The sequence below is a fragment of the Kitasatospora sp. MAA19 genome (assembly GCF_029894125.1).
GTDB lineage: Bacteria > Actinomycetota > Actinomycetes > Streptomycetales > Streptomycetaceae > Kitasatospora.
The window spans coordinates 525258-550639 of sequence record NZ_JARXYZ010000002.1; the positions used below are offsets into that span (position 1 = coordinate 525258).

At 75.9% G+C, this 25382-nt stretch carries 21 protein-coding genes and 1 other RNA gene; 13 read left to right on the top strand and 9 right to left on the bottom strand.

Annotated elements, in window-relative coordinates; translation table 11 throughout:
* Positions 1 to 82: 82 nt before the first annotated feature.
* Positions 83 to 481, top strand: a complete 399-nt coding sequence (locus P3T27_RS05415) for an ACT domain-containing protein (protein ID WP_280674727.1) — start codon at positions 83 to 85, stop codon at positions 479 to 481.
* A 101-nt stretch (positions 482 to 582) separates the two neighbouring features.
* Positions 583 to 840, top strand: coding sequence for a Prokaryotic metallothionein (locus tag P3T27_RS05420; protein WP_280674729.1), 258 nt, complete (start codon positions 583 to 585; stop codon positions 838 to 840).
* A 72-nt stretch (positions 841 to 912) separates the two neighbouring features.
* On the opposite strand, the gene rnpB is transcribed toward P3T27_RS05420, so the two are convergent.
* The 5 genes from rnpB to P3T27_RS05445 all read right to left on the bottom strand — a co-directional run bounded on the left by rnpB (position 913) and on the right by P3T27_RS05445 (position 5224).
* Positions 913 to 1309: RNase P RNA component class A (gene rnpB / locus P3T27_RS05425), an RNA gene on the bottom strand.
* A gap of 13 nt (positions 1310 to 1322) precedes the next feature.
* Entirely contained in the window at positions 1323 to 2810 is a 1488-nt protein-coding gene (locus P3T27_RS05430; protein WP_280674731.1) for an MFS transporter, read from the bottom strand.
* A 179-nt stretch (positions 2811 to 2989) separates the two neighbouring features.
* On the bottom strand, positions 2990 to 4447 hold the full coding sequence (locus tag P3T27_RS05435; protein ID WP_280674733.1) for an RNB domain-containing ribonuclease: 1458 nt from the start codon (positions 4445 to 4447) through the stop codon (positions 2990 to 2992).
* A gap of 61 nt (positions 4448 to 4508) precedes the next feature.
* Positions 4509 to 4880 (bottom strand): type II toxin-antitoxin system death-on-curing family toxin, encoded by a 372-nt coding sequence (locus P3T27_RS05440; RefSeq protein WP_280674735.1) that lies wholly within the window; start codon positions 4878 to 4880, stop codon positions 4509 to 4511.
* Positions 4877 to 5224 (bottom strand): hypothetical protein, encoded by a 348-nt coding sequence (locus P3T27_RS05445; protein WP_280674737.1) that lies wholly within the window; start codon positions 5222 to 5224, stop codon positions 4877 to 4879. Before P3T27_RS05445 ends, P3T27_RS05440 begins: the two co-directional genes overlap by 4 nt.
* A gap of 215 nt (positions 5225 to 5439) precedes the next feature.
* Between P3T27_RS05445 and yaaA the strand changes: the two genes are divergently transcribed.
* On the top strand, positions 5440 to 6225 hold the full coding sequence (yaaA, locus tag P3T27_RS05450; RefSeq protein ID WP_280674739.1) for a peroxide stress protein YaaA: 786 nt from the start codon (positions 5440 to 5442) through the stop codon (positions 6223 to 6225).
* A 91-nt stretch (positions 6226 to 6316) separates the two neighbouring features.
* Here yaaA and P3T27_RS05455 read toward each other — a convergent pair whose 3' ends face one another.
* Genes P3T27_RS05455 through P3T27_RS05465 form a run of 3 tightly spaced genes read right to left on the bottom strand, consistent with a single transcriptional unit; the run spans position 6317 to position 9064 of the window.
* Positions 6317 to 7456, bottom strand: coding sequence for a bifunctional RNase H/acid phosphatase (locus P3T27_RS05455; protein WP_280674741.1), 1140 nt, complete (start codon positions 7454 to 7456; stop codon positions 6317 to 6319).
* Between the two features lie 4 nt (positions 7457 to 7460).
* Positions 7461 to 8204: a C4-type zinc ribbon domain-containing protein gene (locus tag P3T27_RS05460; protein WP_280674743.1), complete on the bottom strand. Its 744-nt coding sequence runs from the start codon at positions 8202 to 8204 to the stop codon at positions 7461 to 7463.
* Positions 8205 to 8227: 23 nt separating this feature from the next.
* Positions 8228 to 9064 (bottom strand): Nif3-like dinuclear metal center hexameric protein, encoded by an 837-nt coding sequence (locus tag P3T27_RS05465; RefSeq protein ID WP_280674745.1) that lies wholly within the window; start codon positions 9062 to 9064, stop codon positions 8228 to 8230.
* Between the two features lie 869 nt (positions 9065 to 9933).
* Here P3T27_RS05465 and P3T27_RS05470 point away from each other — a divergent pair.
* From P3T27_RS05470 to P3T27_RS05495, 6 genes are all read left to right on the top strand, one after another.
* Positions 9934 to 12927, top strand: a complete 2994-nt coding sequence (locus tag P3T27_RS05470) for a lanthionine synthetase LanC family protein (RefSeq protein WP_280674747.1) — start codon at positions 9934 to 9936, stop codon at positions 12925 to 12927.
* The gene (locus P3T27_RS05475; RefSeq protein WP_280674752.1) at positions 12924 to 14915 is read left to right on the top strand and encodes an alpha/beta fold hydrolase; all 1992 of its coding nucleotides are present in this window, start codon (positions 12924 to 12926) and stop codon (positions 14913 to 14915) included. The genes P3T27_RS05470 and P3T27_RS05475 overlap by 4 nt, the downstream gene beginning before the upstream one ends.
* A gap of 188 nt (positions 14916 to 15103) precedes the next feature.
* The gene (locus P3T27_RS05480; RefSeq protein ID WP_159398410.1) at positions 15104 to 15247 is read left to right on the top strand and encodes a VenA family class IV lanthipeptide; all 144 of its coding nucleotides are present in this window, start codon (positions 15104 to 15106) and stop codon (positions 15245 to 15247) included.
* 169 nt (positions 15248 to 15416) lie between these two features.
* Entirely contained in the window at positions 15417 to 17072 is a 1656-nt protein-coding gene (locus tag P3T27_RS05485) for an ABC transporter ATP-binding protein (protein ID WP_280674756.1), read from the top strand.
* Between the two features lie 440 nt (positions 17073 to 17512).
* Entirely contained in the window at positions 17513 to 19357 is a 1845-nt protein-coding gene (locus P3T27_RS05490) for an ABC transporter ATP-binding protein (protein WP_280674758.1), read from the top strand.
* Between the two features lie 166 nt (positions 19358 to 19523).
* The gene (locus P3T27_RS05495) at positions 19524 to 19697 is read left to right on the top strand and encodes a hypothetical protein (RefSeq protein ID WP_280674760.1); all 174 of its coding nucleotides are present in this window, start codon (positions 19524 to 19526) and stop codon (positions 19695 to 19697) included.
* A gap of 73 nt (positions 19698 to 19770) precedes the next feature.
* On the opposite strand, the gene P3T27_RS05500 is transcribed toward P3T27_RS05495, so the two are convergent.
* Positions 19771 to 20859 (bottom strand): alcohol dehydrogenase catalytic domain-containing protein, encoded by a 1089-nt coding sequence (locus P3T27_RS05500; protein ID WP_280674762.1) that lies wholly within the window; start codon positions 20857 to 20859, stop codon positions 19771 to 19773.
* A 222-nt stretch (positions 20860 to 21081) separates the two neighbouring features.
* Here P3T27_RS05500 and P3T27_RS05505 point away from each other — a divergent pair, with 222 nt between their 5' ends.
* The 4 genes from P3T27_RS05505 (at position 21082) to P3T27_RS05520 (ending at position 25251) form a co-directional block, all read left to right on the top strand.
* Positions 21082 to 21744 carry a class I SAM-dependent methyltransferase gene (locus tag P3T27_RS05505; protein WP_280674764.1) on the top strand — a complete coding sequence of 221 codons (663 nt, stop codon included), beginning with the start codon at positions 21082 to 21084 and terminating at the stop codon, positions 21742 to 21744.
* A gap of 170 nt (positions 21745 to 21914) precedes the next feature.
* On the top strand, positions 21915 to 23090 hold the full coding sequence (locus tag P3T27_RS05510) for a hypothetical protein (RefSeq protein WP_280674766.1): 1176 nt from the start codon (positions 21915 to 21917) through the stop codon (positions 23088 to 23090).
* A 7-nt stretch (positions 23091 to 23097) separates the two neighbouring features.
* Complete coding sequence (locus tag P3T27_RS05515) at positions 23098 to 24126, top strand: N-acetylmuramoyl-L-alanine amidase (RefSeq protein WP_280674768.1); 1029 nt, start codon at positions 23098 to 23100, stop codon at positions 24124 to 24126.
* Between the two features lie 195 nt (positions 24127 to 24321).
* Complete coding sequence (locus P3T27_RS05520) at positions 24322 to 25251, top strand: hypothetical protein (protein ID WP_280674770.1); 930 nt, start codon at positions 24322 to 24324, stop codon at positions 25249 to 25251.
* Positions 25252 to 25382: the final 131 nt, after the last annotated feature.

Here is a 25382-nt window from a genome sequence, read left to right on the forward strand (position 1 = left end):
GGCGACTGTCGCTCGTCAACGGATTCCGACACGGCCACCGCGCACGGCACCCGCCCACGGCCCAGCCGCTACGGTGACGGGCATGGCCGGTGAACGAGACCTCACGACGCTGCTGCACGGGATGCGCCCGCTGCTCAACCCGGGGCGGTACGTCTACTGCACGCTGCCCGCCAAGGTGCCCGCCGGGCTGCGGCCGGTGGTGACCGTCGCCGAACCCGAAGGCGTCACGGTGGTCGTCGCCCAGGAGGAGGCCGACGCGCTCGGGCTGCGCTACGAGTACGTGGCGGCCTGGATCACCCTGCAGATCCACTCCGCCCTGGAGGCCGTCGGCCTGACCGCGGCCGTCGCCGGGCGGCTCGCCGAGGAGGGGATCAGCTGCAACGTGGTGGCCGGTTTCCACCACGACCACCTGTTCGTCGGCGCCGACGACGCCGACCGCGCCGTCCGGGCGCTGGAGGAGCTGGCCGGCCGGTCCGCCTGACGACGCCGTCGAGTGGCCGCCCCCGCGGGGCCCTCCGACACTGGGAATGGCTGCGCGGCCACCCCGGCCCGCCGGCCCCCCACCGGAAGGAGACGGCCGCCATGGCCATCTGCGTCACCTGCGGCAACGACTACTGGCTCGCCTTCGAGATCAGGACCATCACCGGCGACACCTACACCTTCGACAGCTTCGAGTGCGCGATGGAGAAACTCGCGCCGCGCTGCGAGCACTGCCAGGTCCGCATCGTCGGCCACGGCGTCGAGGTGGCCGGCCGCTTCTTCTGCTGCGCCAACTGCGCCCGCGTCAACGGCGGTCTGGGCGACCAGATCCGCGACGCCGTCGGCGCGCGCCCCGCGTAGACCGTCGGCATGCGCCCCGCGGAGGACAGCGGGGAAAGCGCGAGCCCCGCGGAGGACAGCGGGGAAAGGGGGCGGAAGAGTCGGCCTGTACGCCGGGTTCTGTCTCCCGGGTTGCTTGCGCGGCCCGGGGAGGCGGCCATCCATCTAGGACTGCCGTTGCCGACAGCCTCGTGCGGTCTACCCGCGGACTCGGGCGAGCAGCCCTCGATCATCCGCGCACGGCGCCCGAGGGCACCGATCTTGACCTTGCTCCAGGTGGGGTTTACCGAGCCGGCCGGGTCACCCCGGTCGCTGGTGGTCTCTTACACCACCGTTTCACCCTTACCCATCGCCGAAGCGGTGGGCGGTCTGTTTTCTGTGGCACTGTCCCGCGGGTCACCCCGGGTGGGCGTTACCCACCACCCTGCTCTGTGGAGCCCGGACGTTCCTCGGCGGGTCAGGGACCCGTCGCGACCGCCCGGCCGGCTCTTCCGCCGTAGTGGTCATCGTAGCCGCTCGGGCGGGGCCTCCCGTACACCGGAGCGGACCACGGACGGCTCGCCGCCGAGGCGGGCGGCCACCCGGGCGGCGGTCGCGGTGGCCCAGCGGGTGGTGGTGGCCAGGCCGAGGAGGAGGATCGCGCCGCCCAGGCCGACCAGGATCCACCAGCCGGCGTGGCTGGCCGGGGTGAAGCCGGTCGTCATCGGGCCGACCATGGCCGAGGTGACGACCGTGCCGATCACCGCCACCCCCAGCGACTGGCCGACCTGGCGGCTCGTCGAGGCGACCGCCGCGGCCACCCCCGCCTGGGCGCGCGGCATGCCGGAGACGGCCGCGTTGGTGATCGGCGCGTTGACCATGCCGAAGCCGAAGCCGAACAGCGCGTACGACACCAGCAGCAGCACCGCCGGGGAGTCGGCGGTCAGCCTGGTCAGCAGCACCCCGCTCGCGGCCAGGCCCAGCCCGGCCGCGACCAGCGGGCCGCGCGGGCCCCGACTGCCGACGATCCGGCCGGACAGCGGCGCGCAGACCAGCATCAGCACGGCCATCGGCAGCGTCCACAGGCCCGCCTCGACCGGGTCGTAGTGCCGGACGTCCTGCAGGTAGAGGGTGTTGAGGAAGAGGAAGCCTCCCAGGGCCGCGAAGGCGCAGACCGCGGTGACGGTGGCGCCGGTGAACGGCGCGCTGGCGAAGAACCGCGGGTCCACCAGCGGCTCGGCCACCCGCCGCTCCCAGAGCGGGAAGGCGACCAGCGCGGCCACGGCGGCGGCCGCGAGGGCGAGGATCAGCGGGGACGTCCAGCCGTTGCCCGGGCCCTCGATGATCGCGGCGGTGCCGCAGCCCAGCAGGACGATCATCAGCGCCTGCCCGACCGGGTCCAGCCGGCGCGGCCGGGGCGAGCGCGACTCCGGGACGTAGCGGACGGTCAGGAGCATGGCCACCAGGGCGATCGGGACGTTGATCAGGAAGATCGACGGCCAGCCGGCCCCGTCCACCAGGAAGCCGCCCAGCAACGGGCCGAGCGCCATCGAGATGCCGACCACGCCGCCCCAGACGCCGATCGCCTGCGCCCGCTCCTTCGGGTCGGTGAAGGTGTTGGTGATGATCGACATCGCCACCGGGTTCAGCATCGAACCGCCGACCGCCTGCAGCGCGCGGAAGGCCACCAGCCACTCCAGGCTCGGCGCCAGGCTGCACAGCAGCGAGCCGAGCGCGAAGCACACCAGCCCGGTCTGGAACACCCGGCGGCGGCCGAAACGGTCGGCCACCGAGCCGAACAGCATCAGCAGCGAGGCCAGGACCAGGGTGTAGGCGTCGATGATCCACTGCAGTCCGGACGCCGGGGCGTCCAGGTCCCGCTGGATCGCCGGCAGGGCGATGTTCACCACGGTGTTGTCGAGGCCGACGATGAACAGGCTCAGGCAGCAGATCGCCAGGACGAGCAGGCGGCGGCGCCGCCCCGGGGCGGCGAGGGTCAGGGATTGGGGCACGGAACCGATCCTCCCACCCCGGCGGCGGGCGCGGGGCTACGAGGCGGACCGTCCGGGTGGCGGGGTCGGCGGCGGGTCGGCGCGGCGAGCCGGTAGTGGGTGGCGGGTCGGCGGCGGACGGACGGCGGACGGGCGGCGGACGGGCGGACGGGCGGACGGGCGGCGTGCCGGTGCGGGGATCAGACGGCGGCGAAGCGGACGGTGCGGGTGACCGGGTCGGCCTGCGTCAGCCGGACGTCGATCACCCGGCCGAGCGGCAGCGCCCCACGGGCGGAGTCGCCGTCACAGCGGGCCCGGACGGCGGGCTCACGCAGCTGCACGGTGCCGGAGGCGGGCCGCTTCCCGTCGACGTCGATGACCACGGCGGCGAAGTCCTCGCCCTCCCGGCCGGACAACAGCTCCGCCTCCACCAGGTCCACGCAGGCCCGTTCGACCTCGGCCGCGCGGCGGTCCCCGCTCGCCATCAGCGCCGGGACGGCCGGCAGCGCCTCGCGCGCCCAGTCCGGCACGTCCTCCCCCGCCGCCACCGCCGCGCACACCTCCTGCGCGAAGCGGTCGCCGAGCCGGCGCAGCGGCGCGGTGCAGTGCGCGTACGGCGCGGCGAGCGCGGCATGGCCCGGATCGGCCGGGGCGGGCAGGCCCCGGGACTCGTCGAAGGCGTGGTAGCCGGCGCCGCGCAGCAGGCCGGTGCACGCGGTGAGGAAGGCGGCGTTCAGCGGCACGTCCGGGTCCAGGGAGCGGATCAGCTCCGGGTACGGGAGCGCCTGCGGCCAGTCCACGTCCAGCGCGGCGGCGATCCGGCGCAGCCGCTCGTACGCGGCGGCGGGCGCGGCCGGCAGGGTGCGGAGCAGGCCGACGCCCGCGTCGAGCATCATCTCGGCCGCGGCCATGCCGGTGAGCAGCGAGATCTGCGCGTTCCAGCCGTCGGCGGGGCCGAGCGCGCGGTAGCCGAGGACGTAGCCGTGCAGGGTCTCCTCGACCTCCTGCTCGGGCACCGGCAGGCTGATCCCGCCCCGCGCGCGCTCCTGCTCCCCGCGCAGCCGGCCGACGGTGGCGAGCAGGGCGAGCTGCTCGTCGGCGCCACCGAGGTCCACCGCGCGCTGGACGGCGGCGTAGTCGAGCCGGCGGTGCGAGCGGACCAGGGCGCGGCGCAGGTCGGCGAGCACCACGGCGCCGTCGGCGTCCAGGTCCAGCTGCCAGAGCAGGGCGGGCCGGGGCTCGCCGGGCAGCAGGCTGGCGGCGTCCTCGGAGATCCGGGTGGGGTGCAGCGGGACGCGGTGGTCCGGGAAGTACAGGGTCTCGACCCGGCGGCGGGCCTCGGCGTCGATCGCGCCGCCCGGGCGGATGAACGCGGCGACGTCGGCGATGGCGTAGTACACCCGGTAGCCGCCGCCGGGGCGGCGGAGCAGGTGCATGGCCTGGTCGAGGTCGCGCGAGCCGGGCGGGTCGACGGTGAACAGCGGCAGGTCGGTGGCGTCGTGCTCGGGCAGTCGGGGGCGCTCGGCGGCCTCCTCCGCCTCGGCCAGCACCGGCTCCGGCCACCCGGTGTGGACCTCCAGGCGGGCGCGGAGCTCGGTCAGCTCGGTGTTGATCCGGGCGGAGTCGGCGGCCTTGACGCGCAGTTTTCGGCGAGGCATGCAGGCAGCGTAGGGCGAATCGGGTGATTCCGGACGGAGGCCACGGGCGGACGCGCCGGGCTCAGCGGCCCAGGAGGGACCTCAGGTCCTTGGCCGCCAGCGCGACGGCGTCGTCGTAGCCGCCGGTGGCCAGCCGCAGCATGAAGGCCACGGCGTCGTCCGGGCGCGGGTCCGTGTACGGCTCACCGTTGTAGTCCAGGAACAGCAGCATCGCCTCGAAGGCGGTGCGCTTGTTCCGGTCGACCAGCGGGTGGTTGCGGGCCAGGCTCTGACCGAGGGCGGCGGCCTTGGTCCACAGGTCCGGGTAGGCGTCCCCGCCGAACACGCTCGCCTGCGGGCGGGCGATCGCCGAGAGCAGGCCACCGAGGTCGCGGATGTTCTGCGGACCGCCGGCCAGGTAGGCGACGTCCTCCAGGTCCAGGTACTCGGTCACAGGTCCTTCAGCCTGTCCAGGGTCTCGGCATTGGCCGTCCGGATGCGGTCGACCAGCGCGGCCCGCCGCTCGGCCCGAGTGGGCTGCGCCGACGGCCGGGGCTCGGTGAGCGACTCCGGCACCTCGGACTGGCGGACGTCGAAGGCCAGCTCGGCGGTGTCCGACCCGGCCGCCGTACCGGTGACCCGTACCCGCCCGGCCATCACCGCCTGCGCGGTGGCCCGCAGCGCGAACTCCAGTGCCTGCCTGGTCTCCGCCGGCAGCCCGGCGGGCAGGCGGACGGACAGGGACTCCTCCACGGCGTCGTCGTCGCCGGGTACCAGGTCCAGGGGGCGCAGGGTCATCACGTTCACTCTCCTCGTTGCTCACCGTAGTGGGGAACGCCGGGGCGGCCCACCGAATTGCCGCCGGAGCAGCCGGGGCGGCCGTGGTGGTGGGCGAGGGGCTGGGGTTCGGCGCCGCTCCGGGGGCTGGGGTTCGAGGACGGGCCCTGCGGCCCGGGACGGGTTTTGCGTAGGGTGGCGGGGTTCATCCGCCACAAACTGTTGAGGAGTCCGCTGTGCTGGTGCTGTTGCCGCCGTCGGAGGGCAAGGCCGCGTCCGGGGACGGCGTGCCGGTGGCGCTCGACCGGCTGTCGCTGCCCGGGCTGACGGCCGCGCGCGGCGAGGTGCTGGACGCGCTGGTCGGCCTCTGCCGGGGCGACGAGGACACCGCCGCCGAGGTGCTGGGGCTCAGCCCCGGGCTGCGCGGCGAGATCGCCCGCAACGCCGGGCTGCCGACGGCGGGCGCCCGGCCGGCCGGCGAGGTGTACACCGGGGTGCTGTTCGACAACCTGGGCCTGGCCACGCTGGACGCCGCCGCGTACGGCCGGGCCGAGCGGTCGCTGCTGGTCTTCTCGGGCCTGTGGGGCGCGGTGCGGATCTCCGACCGGATCCCGCCCTACCGCTGCTCGATGGGTGTGAAACTGCCCGGCCCGGGGGCGCTCGGCGCGTACTGGCGGGGCGCGATGGCCTCCGTGCTCCCGGAGGTGGCGGACGGGCTGGTGCTGGACCTGCGCAGTTCGGCGTACGCGGCGGCGTGGAAGCCGGCCGGCGAGGTGGCGTCCCGGACGGCGACCGTCCGGGTCCTGCAGGAGCGGAACGGCAAGCGCACGGTCGTCAGCCACTTCAACAAGGCGACCAAGGGCCGACTGGTGCGCGACCTGCTGGTCGCGGGCGCCGAGCCGAAGACGCCGGGCGAGCTGATGGACACGCTGCTGGGCCTGGGCCACCAGGTCGAGCTCGCGGCCGAGGGGACGGCGCGCAAGCCGTGGCAGCTGGACGTGGTGGTCACCGAGGTGCACTGAGCGGGGTCGAGCGCGGTGGCGGGGTCGATGACGAGCCCGCCACCGGCTCAGCGGTCACGGCTCGGCGGCTCAGCGGTCACGGCTCGGCGGCTCAGCGCAGGTGCGAGGTGTCGTTGAGCAGCCGCAGCGAGGCGTTGCCGTCCGCGTAGTACTGGACGGCGCAGAACGAGGCGGCGGACAGCTCCATCCGGTACAGCGCGTCCGGCGGGGCGCCGAGCGCCAACCGGACCAGCGTCTTGATCGGGCTGACATGGGAGACCACCAGCACGGTCCTGCCGGGGTACCGGGCGATGATCTTGTCCCGGGCGACACCGGCCCGGTGGGTGAGCGTGGTGAAGCTCTCGGTGCTACCGGTGGGCTTGGCCTTCGCCGAGCCGAGCCACGCCGCCAGGTCCTCCGGGTGGCGCTCCTGCACCTCGGCGAAGGTCAGGCCCTCCCAGGCGCCGAAGTCGACCTCGCGCAGCCCGTCCTCGTACCGGACCTCCAGGCCGAGCCGGGCCGCGACGATCTCGGCGGTCTGCCGGGTGCGGCGCATCGGCGAGGCCACCACGGCCTGGATGCTGCCGCGGGCGGCCAGTTCCTCGGCGGCCCGCTCGGCCTGCCAGCGACCCTTGTCGGAGAGCTCCGGGTCGGAGCCGCCGCTGCCGGAGAAGCGCTTCTGCGGCGTCAGCGCGGTCTCGCCGTGGCGGAGCAGGACGAAGGTGGTCGGGGTGCCGAGGTCGGCCTCGGCCGCCCAGCCGGCCTTGGGGGCGACGGTCTCCAGCGGCGGTTCGTCGGCGGCCACGGCCGGCTGCGGCTTCCGCGGCTCCCACTGACGGCCGGCCTTGCCCGCGTCCATCGCCTCGTTGGCGAGCCGGTCGGCGTCCTTGTTCCGCTCGCGCGGGATCCAGGTGTACGTCACCCGGCCGCGCGGCAGGATCGTCCGCGCCTCGGCGGCGAGCGGCTGCATGTCGGGGTGCTTGATCTTCCAGCGTCCGGACATCTGCTCGACGACCAGCTTGGAGTCCATCCGGACGTCCACCGAGGCGTCCGGGTCGAGTTCCCGGGCCGCCTTGAGGCCGGCGATCAGGCCCCGGTACTCGGCCACGTTGTTGGTGGCGTGGCCGATGAACTCGGCGGCCTCGGCGATGATCTGCCCGGTGTCGCCGTCCCGGACCACCGCACCGTAGCCGGCCGGCCCCGGGTTGCCCCGGGACCCGCCGTCCGCCTCGACGATGAAGCGAGCCGCCATCGGCTCAGACGCCCGTGTCCGCGGTACGGACCAGGATCCGCGAGCAGTTCTCGCAGCGGACCACCTTGTCGGCCGGCTCGGCCTTGATGGCGTTCAGCTCGGTGATGGAGAACTCGGTGCGGCAGCCCTCGCAGCGGCGCTGGTAGAGGCGGGCCGCGCCGACGCCGCCCTGCGTCTCGCGCAGCTTGGTGTAGACCTTCAGCAGGTCGGCGGGGATGACCTTGGCCACGGCCTCGCGGTCCCGCTTGACCTTGTCGGCCTCGCCGTCGATCTCCGCGAAGGCGGCGTCCCGGCGGGCCTCGGCCTCGGTGAGGACGACGGTGGAGTGCTGCAGGCGCGCGGTCAGCTCGGTGACCCGGGTCTGGGCGCTCTCCAGTCGCTCCATGATCTCCAGCACGACCTCCTCCAGATCGCCCTGGCGCTTGGCCAGCGAACCGATCTCGTGCTGGAGGTTCTCCAGGTCCTTCGGCGAGGTGATCGCGCCGGAGTCCAGGCGCTGCTGGTTGCGGGCGGACCGGGAGCGGACCTGCTCCACGTCCTGCTCGGCCTTGGTCAGCTCGCGGGTGGTGTCGCCCTGCTGGGCCTCGGCGGCGACCACCAGGTCCTTGAGCGCGGTGTGGTCGGCGGCGGCCTTCTCGATCTCGGCGTGCTCGGGCAGGGTCCGGCGCCGGTGGGCCAGCTGGTCGAGCTTCGAGTCGATGGCCTGGAGGTCGAGCAGGCGGATCTGGTCGGCGGGCGCGGCGTTCAAGCGGAAGGCTCCTGTGAATCGGGTCAGGCAGTGAAGGACATGGGGGCGTGCGCGGTCCACGGGTCGGTGACCCGCTGGGAGACCTTGGTCTCCACGGCCCAGCCGCGCTTGTCGGCGGCGGCCTGCAGGGCCCGCTCGGCCAGGGCGAGCCAGGGCCACTCGGTGGCCCAGTGCGCGGCGTCGACCAGCGCGACCGGCGCCGCCTCGGCGGCCTCGGACGCCGGGTGGTGGCGCAGGTCGGCGGTGAGGTAGGCGTCCACCCCGGCCGCCCGCACCTCGGCGAAGAAGCTGTCGCCCGAGCCGCCGCACACCGCGACCCGGCTCACCAGCCGGTCCGGGTCGCCGGAGACGCGGACGCCCGCGGCGGTGGCGGGCAGGCCCTCGGCGACCTGCGCGGCGAAGGCCGACAGGGACAGCGGTGGCTCCAGCAGGCCGATCCGGCCGGTGCCACGACGGCCCAGCGGGTCGGTCGGGTCCGGCACCAGCGGGCCGGTCACCCGCAGGCCCACCGCCTCGGCGAGCGCGTCCGAGACGCCGGGGTCGGCGTGGTCGGCGTTGGTGTGCGCGACGTGCAGGGCGATGCCGTTGCTGATCAGCGTGTGCACCACCCGGCCCTTGAAGGTGGTCGCGGCGACGCTCGTGGTGCCGCGCAGATAGAGGGGGTGGTGGGTGACCACCAGGTCCGCGCCCCACTCGACGGCCTCGTCGACGACCGCCTGGACGGGGTCGACGGCGAACAGCACGCGGCCGACCTCGGCCTGAGGGTCCCCGCAGACCAGGCCGACGGCGTCCCAGGCCTCCGCCCACTGCGGCGGGTAGACCTCTTCGAGCGCGGTGATGACGTCGGACAGTTTCGGCACCTGTCGAGACTACCGTGCGCGCGGGCGCGGTCGGGCCTCGGCCGTTCGGCGACCGGCCTGCGGTGCGGCGGTGGTGGGTCGGTGGTGGGGTCGGTGGTGCGTCGGCGCTGGGGTCGGCGCTGCGTCGAGGGCGCGTCGGTGGTGCGGCGGTGGTCTGGTCTCGGACGCGGGTGCCGGGGGCGTACGGATGCGCGTCAACCTGCGGCGAGGGGCGCCCGTGCGGGCGCGCGCGAGCCGTGCGCGCCCGCACGCCCGGCGCCCGTTGCTCACATCCGGGCCCTCGTACGAATTCGAAAACGCCTCTGGATCACCCTTACGAGTGAAGTGACCGGCTGTGCGTTGAGCCACTCACGTCTCGAAAGTAACTTCATTCCTGCGAACGGGAGTTGCCCCGAAAGTTGCCCCGACCGGGGGTCGGGAGGGCGCTCCGCCGGACACGGGCCCTGGCGAGACCGGGTCCGGGGCGGGCGCGGCCGGGGTGGTGTTCCCACCCCAGGGACGGCAGCCCGGGGACGGCACTCCCGTTCAGGGGCGGCACTCCCGCTCCTTCCGAGGAAACCGATCAGGCCGGGCCGCGCGCCCGGGTGCCGGAGTGGTGGGCATCCGCGAGCGGCGGCCGAGACGAAGGGATGTGGTGGCGAATGGAGGCGGGCACATCGCTGCGTACGGCCGGGGGCGGGGAATCGGCGGGCCACGGGCCGGATGCGGCCGGACCGTGGCCGGAGACGACGCGGGCGGCGCTGGCGGGTGCCGGCGCCCGGGGAGGCGGCGGTGACTGGGAGGTCGCCGTCGAGGGCTTCTGGTGCACGGCCAGGCCGCCCGCGTCGGGCTCTTCGGGGTCGGGTTCTTCGGATGTGGGCTCTTCGGATGTGGGGTCGCTGCCGGGGCAGGGGTGGAAGCTCCACGTCAGCGCGGCCTCGGCCGTGGGTGAGGCGGTGCTCGCGGCCGTCACACGGGTCCTCGCCGACGACCCGTGCACCTTCAAGTTCGCCGCCGGGGAGGAGCGCCTGCGCGAACTCAACTCCCGCAACAGCGACCGAGGTTCGGCGGGCAAGTTCATCACCGTCTACCCGGCCGACGACGCGCAGTTCCGGCGGCTGGCCGCCGCACTCGACCGGGCCACCACCGGGCTGCCGGGGCCCGTCGTGCTCTCCGACCGCCCGTACCGACCCGGCAGCCGGGTGCACTACCGGTACGGCACCTTCGCGGCCCGCGCCGAGCTGGGCCACGACGGGGAGTACCGGTCGGTGCTGCGCGGGCCGGACGGGCAGCGGGCCGAGGACGTGCGTGGCGCCTCCTACCGGGCGCCGTCCTGGGCGCGGGACCCGCTGGAGCCTCCGGACGCGCCGAGGACTGCCCGTTCCGGAGCGACCAAGCGCGGCGGCGTGCTGCTCGCCGGGCGGTACGCGATCACCGCCGCGCTACGGCACAGCGCCAAGGGCGGGGTGTTCCTCGGCCGGGAGGCCGTCGGCGGCGGCGAGGTCGTGGTCAAGCAGGCCCGCGCCCACATCGAGGTCGACCGGGCCGGCACCGACGCCCGAGACGCGCTGCGACACGAGGCCGCGCTGCTGGCCCGGCTGGAAGGACAGGGGCTGGCCCCCCACCCGATCGAACTGATCGAACAGGATGACTCCGTCTTCCTCGTGCAGGAACGAATCGCCGGGCAGCCGCTCGGCGCCTGGGTCGCCACCCGACTGCGGCGCGACGGCAGCCCCGACGTCGATTGGGCCGAAGCCGGGCCGGTCGCGCACGCGCTCCTCGACCTCGTCGAGCAGGTGCACGCCCAAGGGCTCGTCCTGCGCGACCTCTCCCCCGGCAATGTGATGGTCCGCCCCGACGGCGGCCTCCGGCTCGTCGACCTCGAACTCGCCGCCGAGACCGGTCGGCCCGCCGGATCCGCCGGCACCCCCGGCTACCGCGCCCCCGAACAGGGGCCGGGCCGGCTCGCCCTCGTGGCCGGCCCCGCCGGCGCCGGGACCTGCGTCGCCGACCCGGCCGTCGACCGGTACGCCCTCGGCGGTCTCCTCTTCCTCCTCGCCACCGGCCACGACCCACTGCTCCCGGACGACCTCCCGCAGGCCCGCCCGGTCGCCGAACGCCTCGGCCGCTGGCTCACCCTCGCCGCCCGCACCGGAACCACCGCCCGCCGCCTCGCCCCCGCCGTCCTCGGCCTCCGGGCAGAGGAGCCGGGACAGCGGTGGAGCCTCGCCCAGGTCCGGGCGGAGCTGGCGGGCGGGGGTGTGGTGGGCGACCCGGCGACGGGCAGCGGCAGCGACAGCGGACAGGCCATGGGCAGCGGCCCGGTGGGCGACCCGGCGCCGAGCGCGACGAGCGCGCCGGGCGTCCCGGCGATGGCCGCAGCCGCTGCCGCAAGCGCCGGACAGACCGACGGCGGCGGGGTCGGCAGCAACCGTGCCGCGACCACCGGTGGCGTGCAGGCCGCCGACGGTCGCGGGCCGGCGGCTGACGCACCCGCCGCCGTCACTCCCCTGTGGCACGCCCCGACCCGACGGATCACGCCCAGCGAACGGTCCTGCGACGCGCGCTCCGGCCCGGCCGAGGTCGCGCCGACCGCCGTGCTCGACCGCGTGCTGCACGACGGCCTGCGGCACCTGGCCGCCACCGCCACGCCACAGCGGCGGGACCGGCTGTGGCCGGTCGTGCCCGCCGGGGAGCGGACGGATCCGTGCAACGTGCAGCACGGCGCCGCCGGGGTGCTGGCCGTGCTGGCGCGGGCGGCGGTAACGGACGGGCTGCCGGACGAGGTGCGGGCGGAGGCCGCGCGGACGGCGCGGACGGCCGCCGGGTGGATCGAGCGGCGGCTGGCCGCCGAGCCGGTGATACTGCCCGGGTTGCACTTCGGGCGGTCGGGCACGGCCTGGGCGCTGCTGGACGCCGCCCGGGCACTGCACGACGACGAGCTGGCCGACCGTGCCGCCGCGCTCGCCCGGCGGATCGCCGTCGAGTGGCCGAACCCCGATGTCTGCCATGGCGCGGCCGGTGCCGGATTCACCCAACTCCGCTTCGCCGCCGATGATTTCGGAGCGAATGGCATCACCGGCGACGGCCTCACCCCTGACGACTCCCGCGATACGACCTTCCTGGCCCGCGCCGCCCGCTGCGGCCGCGCCCTGCTCGCCGCCGCCCGGCGCGAGCCGTACGGGACGGTGTGGCCGGTGCCGGCGGACTTCGACTCGGCACTCGCCGGGATCACCCATCTCGGTTTCGCGCACGGCGTGGCCGGCGTGGGCGCCTTCCTGCTGGCCGCCGCCGAGGCGACCGGCGACCGGACGCTGCTGGCCGGCGCCGTCGAGGCCGGGCACACGCTCGCCGCGACCGTCCGCTGGGACGCGCCGCACGAGAGCGCCTGGTGGCCCCAGAGCGCGGGCGACCCGGAGCGCGTCCGGCTGTCGCACTGGTGCAGCGGTTCATCCGGTGCGGGCAGCTTCCTGCTCCGGCTCTGGCGGGCCACCGGCGACACCACGGCGCACGGCCTGGCGCTGGCCGCCGGGCGGGCCGTACTGGCCGGGCGCTGGCACGGCGGGGTGAGCGCCTGCCACGGGCTGGCCGGCGACGGCGAGTACCTGCTCGATCTCGCCAATGCTCTCGGCGAGACTGAATTCCTTACCGGTGCCGAGGAGTTGGCGCAGCTGATCGCCGCTCGATCGGCGCTGCGGGACGGCCTGCTGGTGCTGCCGGACGAGACCGGGACGGGCTGCGCGGCTGGCTACGGCACCGGCACGGCAGGCGCGCTGGCCTTCCTGCTGCGACTGCGGCACGGCGGCCCCCGGCCGTGGGTGGATCCGGTGTCGCCCGTCGTGCACCAACTCCCGTGCACGGCAAGCGGGGTGAGTGGGACGTGAACGTGGCCACCCGGACCGTCGCGCAGGCACTGCGCAGGCTGAGCTTCACCTTCGCCACCGACGGCAGTCACGCCGCCTGCCTGGCCTCGGCCGCCGACGGCGGCTGGTACGTGGAGAGTTGGCGGCTGCCCTCGAACGGCGGTCCGGCCACGCCGCTGGCGCTGCCGCTGTCCGGCAACCGGTCGGAGAGCCTGCGCTCGCAACTGGTCGCACTGCCGGACGGTTCGGTGCTGGTCTGCCGGCACGACGGCGAGCGGCACGACCTGGTCCATCTCTCGTACGGCGAAAACGCCGCCGTGGAGCAGCAGTTGGCCACGATCCGGATGCCCGGGCTGCGGCTGCTGCCGCTCCCGGCGGCCCCGGGGGCCGGTCCGCGGACGCCGGTGGCACTCGTCCTCGGCACGGACACCCGCCCGGCAACCACCGCATGGCTGGTGCGGACGGACGGCAGCGAGCCCGAACAGGTCGCCGAGATCCCGGGGTTGCACGGCGGCGGCGCCTGGCTGGACCACGCCGGACTGCTGCTGTCGCTGGACCGGGTGAACGCGGGGCTCGTCCGCAGCGTGGTGCTGGACCTGCGCAGGGGCGTGACCACCCCGCTGCTGGAGATCGGCGAGCGCAGCAACGACCGGCTGGTGCTGTTCGACCCGGACTCCCGGTTCGCGATGGTGCGCAGCGACGCGCCGGGCACCGACCGGCTCGGCTGGGGCGTGCTCGGCGGCGGGGCGCCGCTGCGGTTCCCGGAGTGTCTGCACGTCGCGGGCATGTTCCTGCGACCGGTCGCGCTGCGGCGGACGGCGGACGGCCCGCGGGTGGCGGTGCAGGTCGACCACGGCGCCGGCTCCGCGCTCGCCCTGTGGCGGCCCTCCGCCGGTCGGCTGGACCCGCTGCCGGTGCCGCCCGGTCGGCTCGGCGCGGTCGGACACTGGGGCGAGGCGGCGCTGCGGCTTCCGTACTCCTCGCCCGACCACCCGGCGGCGCTGGCCGCCCTGGACGTGGACGCGCTGCTGGCGCACGGCCCGGCGACGGCCGCGTCCGGCCCGATGCCGCTGCCGCTGCAACTGGCCCCGTTGAGCTCCGGCCTGCCCGGTCCGTGGCGGGACACCGCCCTGCCCTGGCAGCCGGGCGGGCCGCGCATCTCCCGGACCCCGCCACCGGGTTGGCGCGTGGACGGCAGCACCGAGCCTGGCGACGGCGGCCGCTGGCAGCCTGCCCAGAGCCTCGAACTCGCCGGTCCGGCCGGGCCGTTGGAGGCCGTGGTGTACGGCGGGGATGCCTGGCTGAGCAGCCCGCGCCTGGTGCTGGCGCTGCACGGCGGCCCGGCGGACGCCTGGCGGCTGGAGTTCGACCCGGCGTTGCAGCGGATGGCCGCCGAGGGTCTGGCGGTGGTCGCGCCGAACCAGCGCGGCTCCACCGGCTACGGGGTGGCGCACGCGATGGCCATCCGGGGCGCCTGGGGCGGGCCCGACCTGGACGACGTCCTGTACCTGCTGGACGGCATCGCGGGTCAGCGCGCGGCGCTCGGCCTGGAGCCGCCCGCTCTGTTCGGGGTCAGCTACGGCGCGTTCCTGGCGCTGCTGGCGGCCGCGCACGCGCCGGCCGAGCAGGTGTCCCGCTGCGCGGTGGTCGCGCCGTTCCTGTCCGGCGCCCGGCTGCTGGCCGAAGCGGCCTCCCCCGTACGGGCGTTGGCCACCCGTCTGGGCGGCGGCGATCCGATCGCCGACGCCCGGGGCCCGCGCGACGTGCTGCAGCTGGCCCACCGGCTGAGCGCCCCGCTGCTGGTGGTGCACGGCAACCGGGACGAGGTCGTCCCGGTCAGCCAATCCCGGTCGCTACGGCACGAGTTGCTGCGGATCGGCAGGGTCGAGGGCGCGGACTTCCGGTACGTCGAGGCGGCCGGCTCCGGTCACGAGGTGCTCGCCGAGGAGGGCGCGGCCGTGCTGCACGAGCTGCTGGCCGCGTTCCTGCGGACCGGCCGACCGGGGTGACCTGAGCCCCGGCGCCGCGGTGGCTCGCTACCGCAGCAACTCGACATCTCGACATTTCGACACCCAGACTCCCGGGCCCCACGGCCCGGGGCACCACCCCGGTGCGGCGGACCGAGCCGCCCGGGGAGCGATACCCGATGCCCGCAGGCAGATCGCGGCGGGCGTAGTTCCAGGGGAGGAACCCGATCATGGAGAACATGGTGGACTTCGAGACCGACCTCGCGGCGCTGCAGGACCTGCCGGAGACCGAGTCCGTCGAGCTGACCGGCCACGGCGCCGGCTGCCAGTACACCTGTCTCATCCTGACCTGCCTGATCTTCACCAACAGCTGATCCAGGCGGTGAGCCGCTGGTGCCGTCCCTGCCTGTCCGGACAGGCAGGGACGGCACCGTCCGTTTCCCACGACCGGCCGACGGCCCGACCGCTCCGGCCGCTCCGGCCGACCTGACGTCCCGACATCCCGACATCCCGACATCCCGACATCCCGACGGGAGCTTCGACTTGCCCCGCCGTCCCACCAGTTGGGCCCTCGCACTCGGCATCGCCCTGCCGGTCGAGGCCGCCACCACGCTCGCCCTGCCCGCCGTCCTCGCCGCGGCCGTCGACGCCGCCCTCGGCCACCGACCCGGGCCCGGCGCCTTCGTCCGGCTCGCCCTCGTGCTGGGCGTGGCCGCCGCCGCCAACGCCACCGCCGCCGCGGCCGGACCGGCCTGCTCCGCCGAGGCCACCGCCGCCCTGCGCGGACGCCTCGTCCGCCACCTGCTCGCCCTCGGGCCGGGCGGCCGGCTCCGCCACGGACCGCCGCCCGGCGACCTGGCCGCCCGGCTGCTGGGCTCCGCCGGCGACGCGGGCGGCCGGCTGCCCGCCGTCCTCGGCGCAGCCACCGCGCTGCTCACCTCGGCGGGCGCGATCGTCGGACTCGGGCTGCTGTCGCCGTGGCTGGCGCTCGCCTTCTTCGCGGGCGTGGTGCCCGGCGTGGTGCTGATCAGGCTCTTCCTGCGCGAGGCCGGGCCGGTGTTCACCCGCTACCAGGCGGTCCAGGCCGACCTCGCCGCCCGGCTGAGCGGCGCCCTCACCGGACTGCGCAGCATCCACGCCGCCGGCGCCGAACAGCGCGAGGCGGCACGGGTGCTCGCGCCACTGCCGGAACTGTCCGCCGCCGGGCACGCGCTCTGGGCGGCGCAGCGGCGCACCGCCTGGCAAGCCACCCTGCTGATCGCGGTGGTCGAGGTGACGGTGCTCGCCACCGCCGGAGCGCTCCTCGCGCGCGGCGCCCTGGCCCCCGGGGCGCTCGCCGCGGCGGCCGGCTGGGCGGCGCTCGGCGCGGGACTGTTCGAGCAGGTCGAGGCGCTGGTCGGGGTGGCGCACGCGCGGGCCGGGCAAGGCCGGGCCGACGAACTGCTGGCGCTCCGGCCCGCCGAACCCGGTACGGCCGCCCTCCCGGCGGGCGGCCGTGGGGAGGTGGTGCTGCGCGGCGTGGTGGTGCGCGACAACGACCGGGTACTGCTCGGCCCGCTCGACCTGACCGTCCCCGGCGGCCGTACGGTCGCGCTGGTGGGGCGCTCCGGCTCCGGCAAGTCCCTGCTGGCCGCGCTGCCCGGGCGGCTGCGCGACCCCGACGAGGGCGCCGTGCTGATCGACGGCGTACCGGTGGACGCGCTCGCCCCGTCCGAGCTGCGGCACGCCGTCGGCTACGCCTTCGCCCGGCCCGCACTGGTCGGCCGTACGGTTCGCGACGCGCTGGCCGGCGCCGGCCCAGCCGAGGCGGCGGCCGCCCGGGCGGACGGCTTCCTGCGACGGCTTCCCCGGGGCTGGGACACCCCGCTCGACGACCTCAGGCTGTCCGGCGGTGAACTGCAACGCCTCGGCCTGGCCCGGTTACTGGGCCAGCCCGCCCGGGTGGTCGTCCTCGACGACGCCACCTCGGGCCTGGACCTCGCCACCGAGTACCAGGTCACCGAGGCGCTCGACCGCGCCACCCTCGGCCGCACCCGCCTGGTGGTCGCCCACCGCGCCGGCGTCGCCGCCCGCGCCGACCTCGTCGCCTGGCTCGAAGCCGGCCGCCTCCGCGCCCTCGCCCCGCACACCGCGCTCCTCACCGATCCCGACTACCGCGCCGCCCTGTCCGACACCACCCTCCAAGCAGCCACCGCCTGATGGCCCGCCACCGCACCCCGCCCGGCGGCCACACCGAAGGTCGGCCCGAGCGACTTCCGGCGCCGCCCACCCCAGCGCCCCCGCCGCCGCTACCGGACCAACCTGCGGCACCGCCCTGCACAGAAGGTCGGCCAGACCGACTTCCGATACAGCCCTCCGAACCCGCCGCACCCCCAAGCCCGACAATCGAAAGTCGGCGCCACCGACATCCCGTGCCGCAACCAGCGGCGGTAGCGGGAATCCGCCGGGGCCGCCGGGGCGGCACAGGCCAATCGCCCGGCCCGGGAAGTCGACGGCATCGACGTCCCGCAACGCAGTCGGCAACGGCGGGTGCTCGTCGGGTCGGCGTGGGAAGTCGGCGGCATCGACGTCCCGCAACGCAGTCGGCAGCGGCGGGTGCTCGTCGGGTCGGCGTGGGAAGTCGGCGGTGTCGACTTCCCGTGTCCGGCTCCCCCGGGTGGGGGCTGCTGTTCCGGCAGCTCGCCGTCACGCGTGCGCCGCTGCTCCGGTTGCTCGCGTGGTCCGGGGTGGAGGCGTTGCCACCGCTGCTGTCCGGGCTGCTCGTGTCGGCCGCCGTCGACCAGGGGTTCCTGGTGGGGCGGCCGGGGGTCGGGGTGACCTGGCTGTCCGGGTTCGGTGCCGCCATGGCCTTCCGGGCGTACGCGGCACGGGCCGGGTTCCCGCACCTGGCGGGGGTGGTGGAGCCGCTGCGGGACGCCCTGGTCGAGCGGGTGGTCCACAGTGCGCTCGCCCGGCCCTCGGCGGACCCGGCCGAGGTCGCCCGGCTCACCGAACAGGTGGAGTCCGCGCGGCAGTTGACCGCCACCCTGCTGCGCACCCTGCGCGGCGTCGGGGTCACCCTGGCCGCCGCCCTGGTCGGCCTGGCGCTGCTCTCGCCCGCCGTCCTACCGCTGGTCCTGCTGCCGCTGCTCGCCGCCGGGCTGCTCTTCGCCCGCCTGCTGCGCCCGCTGGTGGCGCGGCGGAGGGCGGTCGTCCTGGCCGAGGAGCGACTGGCCGCCGAGGCGGACCGGGCGCTGCACGGGTTGCGCGACGTGCAGGCGACGGGCACGCAGGAGCGGGTCACCGAGGCGCTGACCGAGGCCGCCCGAGCGAGCGCCGCGGCTTCCCGCGCCCTGGGCCGGGCCTCGGCCCTGCGCGCGCTGGTCGTGGCACTCGGCGGTCGGCTGCCCGTACTGGTCGTCCTCGCCGCCGCACCGTGGCTGCTGTCCCGCGACGCCCTGACCCCCGGCGAACTGCTCGGCGTCGCCACCTACCTGCTCCAGCAACTCGACCCGGCTGTACGGACATTGGCGGGTACGGTCGGCGGCTGGCTACTCGGTCTCGCCGTCTCCCTGGACCGCCTGGCCGGCACCACGAGCGACGCCCCGGTCGCGACGACCGTCGGCGGTGGCCGCCCCTCAGCTGCGAGCGCGGGTGCGCAGGCGCACGCCCCGCTGACCAGCGCGGAAAGCACGGCCAGTGCCCCGGCCGCCCCCGCCGCAGCGACGGGCACCCCGCCCGCCCCGCCCGGTGGTGCAGTGGCGGGCCGGGCTCCGGAGGTGCGGATCAGCGGGCTGCGGTACGGGCACGGCGGCGCCGGGGCGGCGGTGCTGGAGGGGCTGGAGGCCGGGTTCGGGGCCGGAGAGCATGTGGCCGTGGTGGGCGTGAGCGGGGCGGGGAAGTCGACGCTGGCGGGCCTGCTGGCCGGCGTGTTGGCGCCGACGGACGGGGCCGTGACGGTGGGCGGGATACCGCCGGCCGGGTTGGCAGGTGCGGAGCGGGCCCGGCTGGTGGCGCTGGTACCGCAGGAGGCGTACGTGTTCCCGGGGCCGCTGCGGGACAACCTCTCCTGGCTCGCCCCGGGGGCCACGGACGATCAACTGGCCGACGCCGTAGCCACCTTGGGCGCCGGTCAGCTGGTCGCGCGACTGGGCGGGCCGGACGCCGTCCTGCGCGATCCGGGCGTGCTGTCGGGTGGGGAGCGGCAGTTGCTCGCGCTGGTGCGGACGTACCTGTCCCCGGCGCCGGTCGTGGTGCTGGACGAGGCGACCTGTCACCTGGACGCTGGCGCGGAGGAGCGGATCGAGCGGGCCTTCGCCGCCCGGCCCGGGACGCTCGTCGTGGTCGCGCACCGGATCAGCTCGGCCCTGCGCGCGGACCGGGTGCTGCTGCTGGACGGCGGACGGGGGCTGCTCGCCCGGCACGGCGATCTGCAAGTGCTGTCCCCGTTGTACCGCGAGTTGGTGGGTCACTGGCTGGGCTCGACCGCAGGGCACGCGTCATGATCTCGATAGGATCTCCTCCGTTCCGGCCGTTATGGTGGCCGGGGCACGGGCCGCGATCACCGGCTGTGGCGCGTACCGAGCGCCCGATCGGGGACCCGACCGCGCGCGGACAGCGCCGGCCGGGCGCCGATGACCTGCACCCTCCGCACGGAAAAGACGATTTCAGATGTCCGACACCCTCACCGACACCACCGGGCCCGCGGCCAACGGGACCGACGCCGACGAGAGCACGGCCGAGGACAGCGCGTCGCACGGCCGGCACCGCGGCCGGTCCGCCGCCGACGACAGGCCCGAGGCCGACCCGCACGGCCGGCACCGCGCCGCGGCGGACCGGGGCTGAGTACACCCGCACCGTGCGGGTCCGTCGGGGAACATCCCTGGCGGGCCCGCACGCCGTCGGGCCGCGAAGCGGCTCAGCCCAGCGTCACGACCGTCCGCAGCGCCTCGCCGCTGCGCATCTGGGCGATCGCCTCGTTGACGTCCGGCAGGGCGACGCGGTGGGTGATCATGCCGTCGAGGTCGATCCGCCCGGCCCGCCACAGGTCGACGACCAGCGCGATCGTGCGCGCCACCGGCGCCCCGCCGTAGAGCGAGGGCAGCAGGCGCTTCTCGTTGAAGAACAGCTCGCCCATGGTGAACTGCGCGAGGTCGTCCTGCGCGCCGGCGCCGATCACCACGACGGCGCCGCCGCGCCGGGCCGCGTCGTAGCCGGCCCGGACGGTGGCGGCCCGGCCGACCGCCTCGAAGACGTAGTCGAAGCCGCCGCCGGGCAGGCCCTTCGCCGCCGCCCTGAGCTCCTCGGGGGCGATCGCCTCGGTCGCGCCGAAGGCCAGCGCCCGCTCGCGGCGCGAGGCGACCGGGTCGACGACGGTGATCCTGGCGGCGCCGCAGACCCGGGCGCCCTGCACGGTGGCGACCCCGACCCCGCCCGCGCCGATCACCGCGACCGAGGCGCCGGGCTCGACCCGGGCGGTGTTGACGGCGGCGCCGACGCCCGTGGTCACCCCGCAGCCGATCAGCGCGGCGGCCTCGTACGGCAGGTCGGCGGGCACCTTGATGACGGCGTCCGCGGCGACCACGACCTCCTCGGCGAACGCCCCGGTGCCGTAGAACCCGGAGGCCTCGACCGCCGCGCCGCCCTGATCGAAGCGGAAGCCGGGGACGCCGAGCCGCCGCAGGCTGGCGATGCAGAGGTGGCCGCGGCCCCGCTCGCAGTGCGCGCAACGGCCGCAGGGCGCCATCCAGCAGAGCACCACCCGGTCGCCGGGGGCGAGGCCGGGCACGCCCTCGCCGACCTCGACGACCTCCCCGGCACCCTCGTGCCCGGGGACGAACGGCGCGGGCTGCGGCAGGACGCCGCTCATCGCGGAGAGGTCGGAGTGGCAGAGGCTGGCCGCACGCATCCGGACCCGTACGGTGCCCGGCCCGAAGCCGACCGCGGTCACGTCCTCCCGGACGTCGAGGGTGTCCTGGCCGGTCTTGTGCAGGACGGCTGCGCGCATGGAACTGCTCCCGGTGTGCCTCGGTGTCCGCGGTCGGGGCCGATTCTGGCACGGGCCGCGCGAGCCGACTAGAACACGTTCCAGAACACCCCGCCCGCCCCGGCGCCGGAGGCCGGCCGTGGGGGCGTGGCCCTGCCGGTGCCGGCGGGCCTACCGTCGAGTAGGGTCCGGGGCGAGCACGTCCGCCCACGTCCTGGACGTCCCGAGCCCGAGGAGCACCGCATGTCCGACCTGCTGGAGAGCGCCCGCCCGGCGCCCGAGGTGCTGGCGGCGTTCGAGGCGGCCACCGGGTTCATGCCGGTGGACGAGGGGCTGGCGCTGTACGCGGCGGCGGTGACGGCGGCGCGGCGCACCGGGCTGCCGGTGCTGGAGATCGGCACCTACTGCGGCCGCTCGGCGATCCTGCTGGCGGCGGCGGCCCGGGAGGCGGGGACGGTCGCGCTGACGGTGGACCACCACCGCGGCTCGGAGGAGCAGCAGCCCGGCTGGGAGTACCACGACCCGACACTGGTGGATCCGGAGGTGGGGCTGATGGACACCCTGCCGCGGTTCCGCCGGGCGCTGCACGCGGCCGGGCTGGAGGAGCACGTGGTGGCCCTGGTGGGCCGCTCGCCGCGGATCGCGGCGCTGTGGGGACGGCCGCTGGCCCTGGTGTTCATCGACGGCGGTCACACCGACGAGCACGCGACCGGCGACTACGAGGGCTGGGCCCCGCACCTGGCACCGGAGGGGCTGCTGGTGGTGCACGACGTGTTCCCGGACCCGGCGGACGGCGGCCAGGCCCCGTACCGGGTGTACCTGCGGGCGCTGGCCGAGGGCTTCGAGGAGGTCTCGGTGACGGGCTCGCTGCGCGTCCTGCGCCGGGCCGGAGCCGACGGGCACTGACGGGCGCCACCGACCGCCGAACCTCCCGGGCCGCCCGATCCTCCGAGCGGCCCCACAGCCCTGCCCGGATGCTCTAACGTCGTGCCGGAGCTGTCGGGCGGGGGTTCGAACGGTACGGTGTCCGCGCAGCACCAGGCAGAGCATCGGCGGACGGTGGGGGCTAGCGGCACATGACGGACCAGCACAACACCGCTCCGGCGGTCTGGGATCCCACCGCCCGCGGCGGCGCGGGCGGCTGGGTCCGCGGCCCGCAGCGCCCCGCCGAACCCCAGCCCACCGAGCCACAGCCCGCCGCACCGCAGCCCACCCCCGGCGCGGTCGGGGACCAGGGCCCGCCGCTGGGCGCCCGCCCGTACCTGGCCGCCGCCCCCGGCCACGAAGCCCCGGCCGCAGCCGGCTTCCCCGCCGCCCCGCGACCGCCGTCCGTGCCGCCGCCCGCGCCGTTCCCCTCCCACGTGACCGCGCAGGCCCCCGGCCCCGGCTACGTGTACCCGCCACAGCCGCCCGCCGGCCCGCCGCAGCCCCCGTACGGCCAGGCCGCCGGCCCGTACCCGGCCCAGCCCGGCCAGCCCGCCGACCACCCCGACTACCCCACCGGCTACGCGGACCCGGACGACGAGGACCGCCCCGTCAACCGGAAGGCGCCGCTGCTGATCGGCTTCGCGCTGCTCCTGGTGGTGGCGGTCGGCGGCGGCCTGCTGTGGGCCGCCAAGGGCGGCGGCGACAAGAAGGACCAGGCCGCGCCCGCCCCGTCCGCCGCCGCCACGACACCCGGCGGGAACCCGCAGCCGGTCCCGGCGCCCACCGGCACGGACGCCGCGCCGGGCGCCACCGACCCGGCCTCGCCCGCCGCGACCCCGAGCCCCACCGCCTCGGGCGCCGGTGCCAACGCCAAGACCCAGGCGCAGGCGCTGGACGACCTGCTCACCCAGGGCGAGAGCGCGAAGGCCCCGATCGGCAGCGCGGTCGCCAAGGTGATCAGCTGCCCGGCGAAGCCCGACATCGAGAGCGCGGCGCAGGTGTTCGACAACGGCGCCAAGCAGCGCGACGAACTGCTGCGCAAGCTCGCCGGGCTGAGCGCCTCCGACGTGCCGGGCGGCGCGGACGCGGTGGCGTCGCTGAAGTCCGCCTGGCAGCTGTCGGCCGACATAGACCGGGCGTACGCGAGCTGGGCGCGGGCGGTCGCCGGCCAGGGCTGCTCGGGCTCGGCCCCGACCACCGCCGACAAGAAGCGCGCCGACGAGCTCAACCCGCAGGCCACCCAGGCGAAGAAGGACTTCGCGGGCAAGTGGAAGCCGATCGCCGACACCTACGGCCTCACCCCGCGCACCCAGGACAGGATCTGACCCGCTCGTGACCGGCCCGACCGCTCGACCGCCCCGCCGTTCCACCCTGCTGCGCACCACCACGGTGGTGGGCGCGGCCGTTCCGCTCTGCCTGGCGGGCTGGCTGGGCTGGCAGGCCCTCGACGGCTCCGGCCCGGCGGGCAGCACCGCCGCACCAACCACCGCACCGGCCGCGCAGTCCGGCCCCATCACGCCCGGCACTCCCACCCCGGGGACCGGTACGCCGGAGACCGCAGCCCCCGGGACCACCGCACCCGGGACCGCGCCCGACAGCGCCGCACCCGGCACCCCCGCCCCGGCCCCGTCGGACACCCCGTCGGACACCCCGTCCGCCGCCGGCCCCGCCGCCCCGGTCTCCCCCACCGCGCTCACCGGCCGCACCATCGTGCTCGACCCCGGCCACAACCCCGGCAACTTCGCGCACTCCACCGAGATCAACCGCCAGGTCGACGTCGGCAACTCCCGCAAGGAGTGCGACACCACCGGCACCGAGACCGACTCCAGCTACACCGAGGCCGAGTACACCCTGGACGTCTCCCGCCGGGCCCGCGCGATCCTGGCCGCCCGCGGCGCCGCGGTGGTGCTGGTGCAGGACGGCGACCGCCCCTGGGGCCCGTGCGTGGACGAGCGCGCCCGGGCCGGCGCCGCCGCGCACGCCGACGTGGCGCTGTCGGTGCACGGGGACGGCGGTCCGGCGGCCGGCAGCGGGTTCCACGTGATCCTGCCGGCGAAGGTGGTGGCCGGGAAGGCGGACAACTCGGCGATCGTCGAGCCCTCGCGCCGGCTCGGCCTGCTGCTGCGCGAGCGGTTCCGCGCCGCGACCGGCGAGCCGTACGCGGACTACACCGCGAACGAGGGTCTGGACACCCGCTCCGACCTGGGAGGTCTGAACCTGTCCGCGGTACCCAAGGTGTTCATCGAGTGCGGTAACATGCGCAACTCGACGGACGCGAAGCGGATGACGGATCCTCAGTGGCGGCAGCTGGCGGCCCAGGGGATCGCCGACGCGCTGACGGCGTATCTGACCACGCGGTAAGGGAGTTGGGACAGGAGCGACCGGCGGTGTGCGGCCCGCCCGGCCCGCGCCGTTTGCAACGAGTTCGCCCCATTCCCGGTCCCGCCGTGCACCGGCGGTGCGGTTGGGCCTAGGCTTCTGGTCCGTTCGGGAGTTTCGGCCGGTCAGCCGACCGCACGAACCGCCGTCCACGACACGTCAACGAGGGGAACGTTAGTGAATCTGCGCGCTCTCACCAGGGGAGACGCCGCCGTCGCAGGCGCGGCCGTCCTGCTTTTCATCGCCTCCTTCCTGCCTTACTGGACGGTGGACTGCACCGGCCGGTACTGCGACGGTGCGTCGCAGAACGCGTGGAGCACCCAGCTGTTCCCCATCCTGCCCTCGATCTACCTCCTCGGCATCGCCGCCGCGGTGCTGATCCTGCTGCACCGCTTCCAGGGCGCGGCCGCGGCCGGGCGCCAGGTGCTCGGCCTGCGGCTGGACCAGTGGGGCATCGCGTTCGCCGTCATCGCGCTGTGGACGGCGCTCTGGTCGCTGGGCGGCGGCCCGTCCGGCGGCAGCTTCGGCCACGGCTTCGGCGCCTGGCTGGGCCTGATCGCGCTGATCGTGCTGGCCGGTGCGGCCGCGGCCGCGCCGCTGGTGCCCGCGCTGAAGGCCCCGCTGGTCACCGACCGCCCGGCCGCCGTCCCCTACCAGGGCGGTTACCCGGCCCCGGGTCAGCCCGGCCAGCCGCAGCCCGGCCAGTACGGCTACCCGGCCCCGGGCCAGGACCCGAACCAGGCCCCGGCGTACGGCGCCCAGCCGGGCGGCTACGGCTACCCGGCGGCCGGCCAGCCGCAGCCGGGCCAGCCGGTGCAGACCGGTCAGCCGCAGGACGCGGCAGCCCCGGCCCCGCAGCCGGTCCCGGTCGCGCAGCAGCAGCCGGCCCCGGCGGCCCCCGCGGCCGACTTCGCGCCGTTCTGGTTCGCCGTCCCGGCCCCGCGTCCGCTGGCCCCGAAGGACAACCCGGGGGGCGCCCCGGTCGGCGAGCTGGTGCCCGGCACCTGGTACCTGGCGGTCGAGCAGCGCGGCAGCGCGCTGGTCGCCCAACTGCAGGACGGCAACGTCGGCCTGCTGAGCGACACCTCGGGCATCCAGCGCGGCTGACGCCCCCGGTACGACGAAGGGGCGGGACCGGATCTCCTTGGGTTCTAGGAGTCGTTGCAACACCCCAGTTCAGGGGATGCATTGGACTTCGAGATCCGTAAGGACAGGACGCCTCAGGGCCCGCGGAAGCT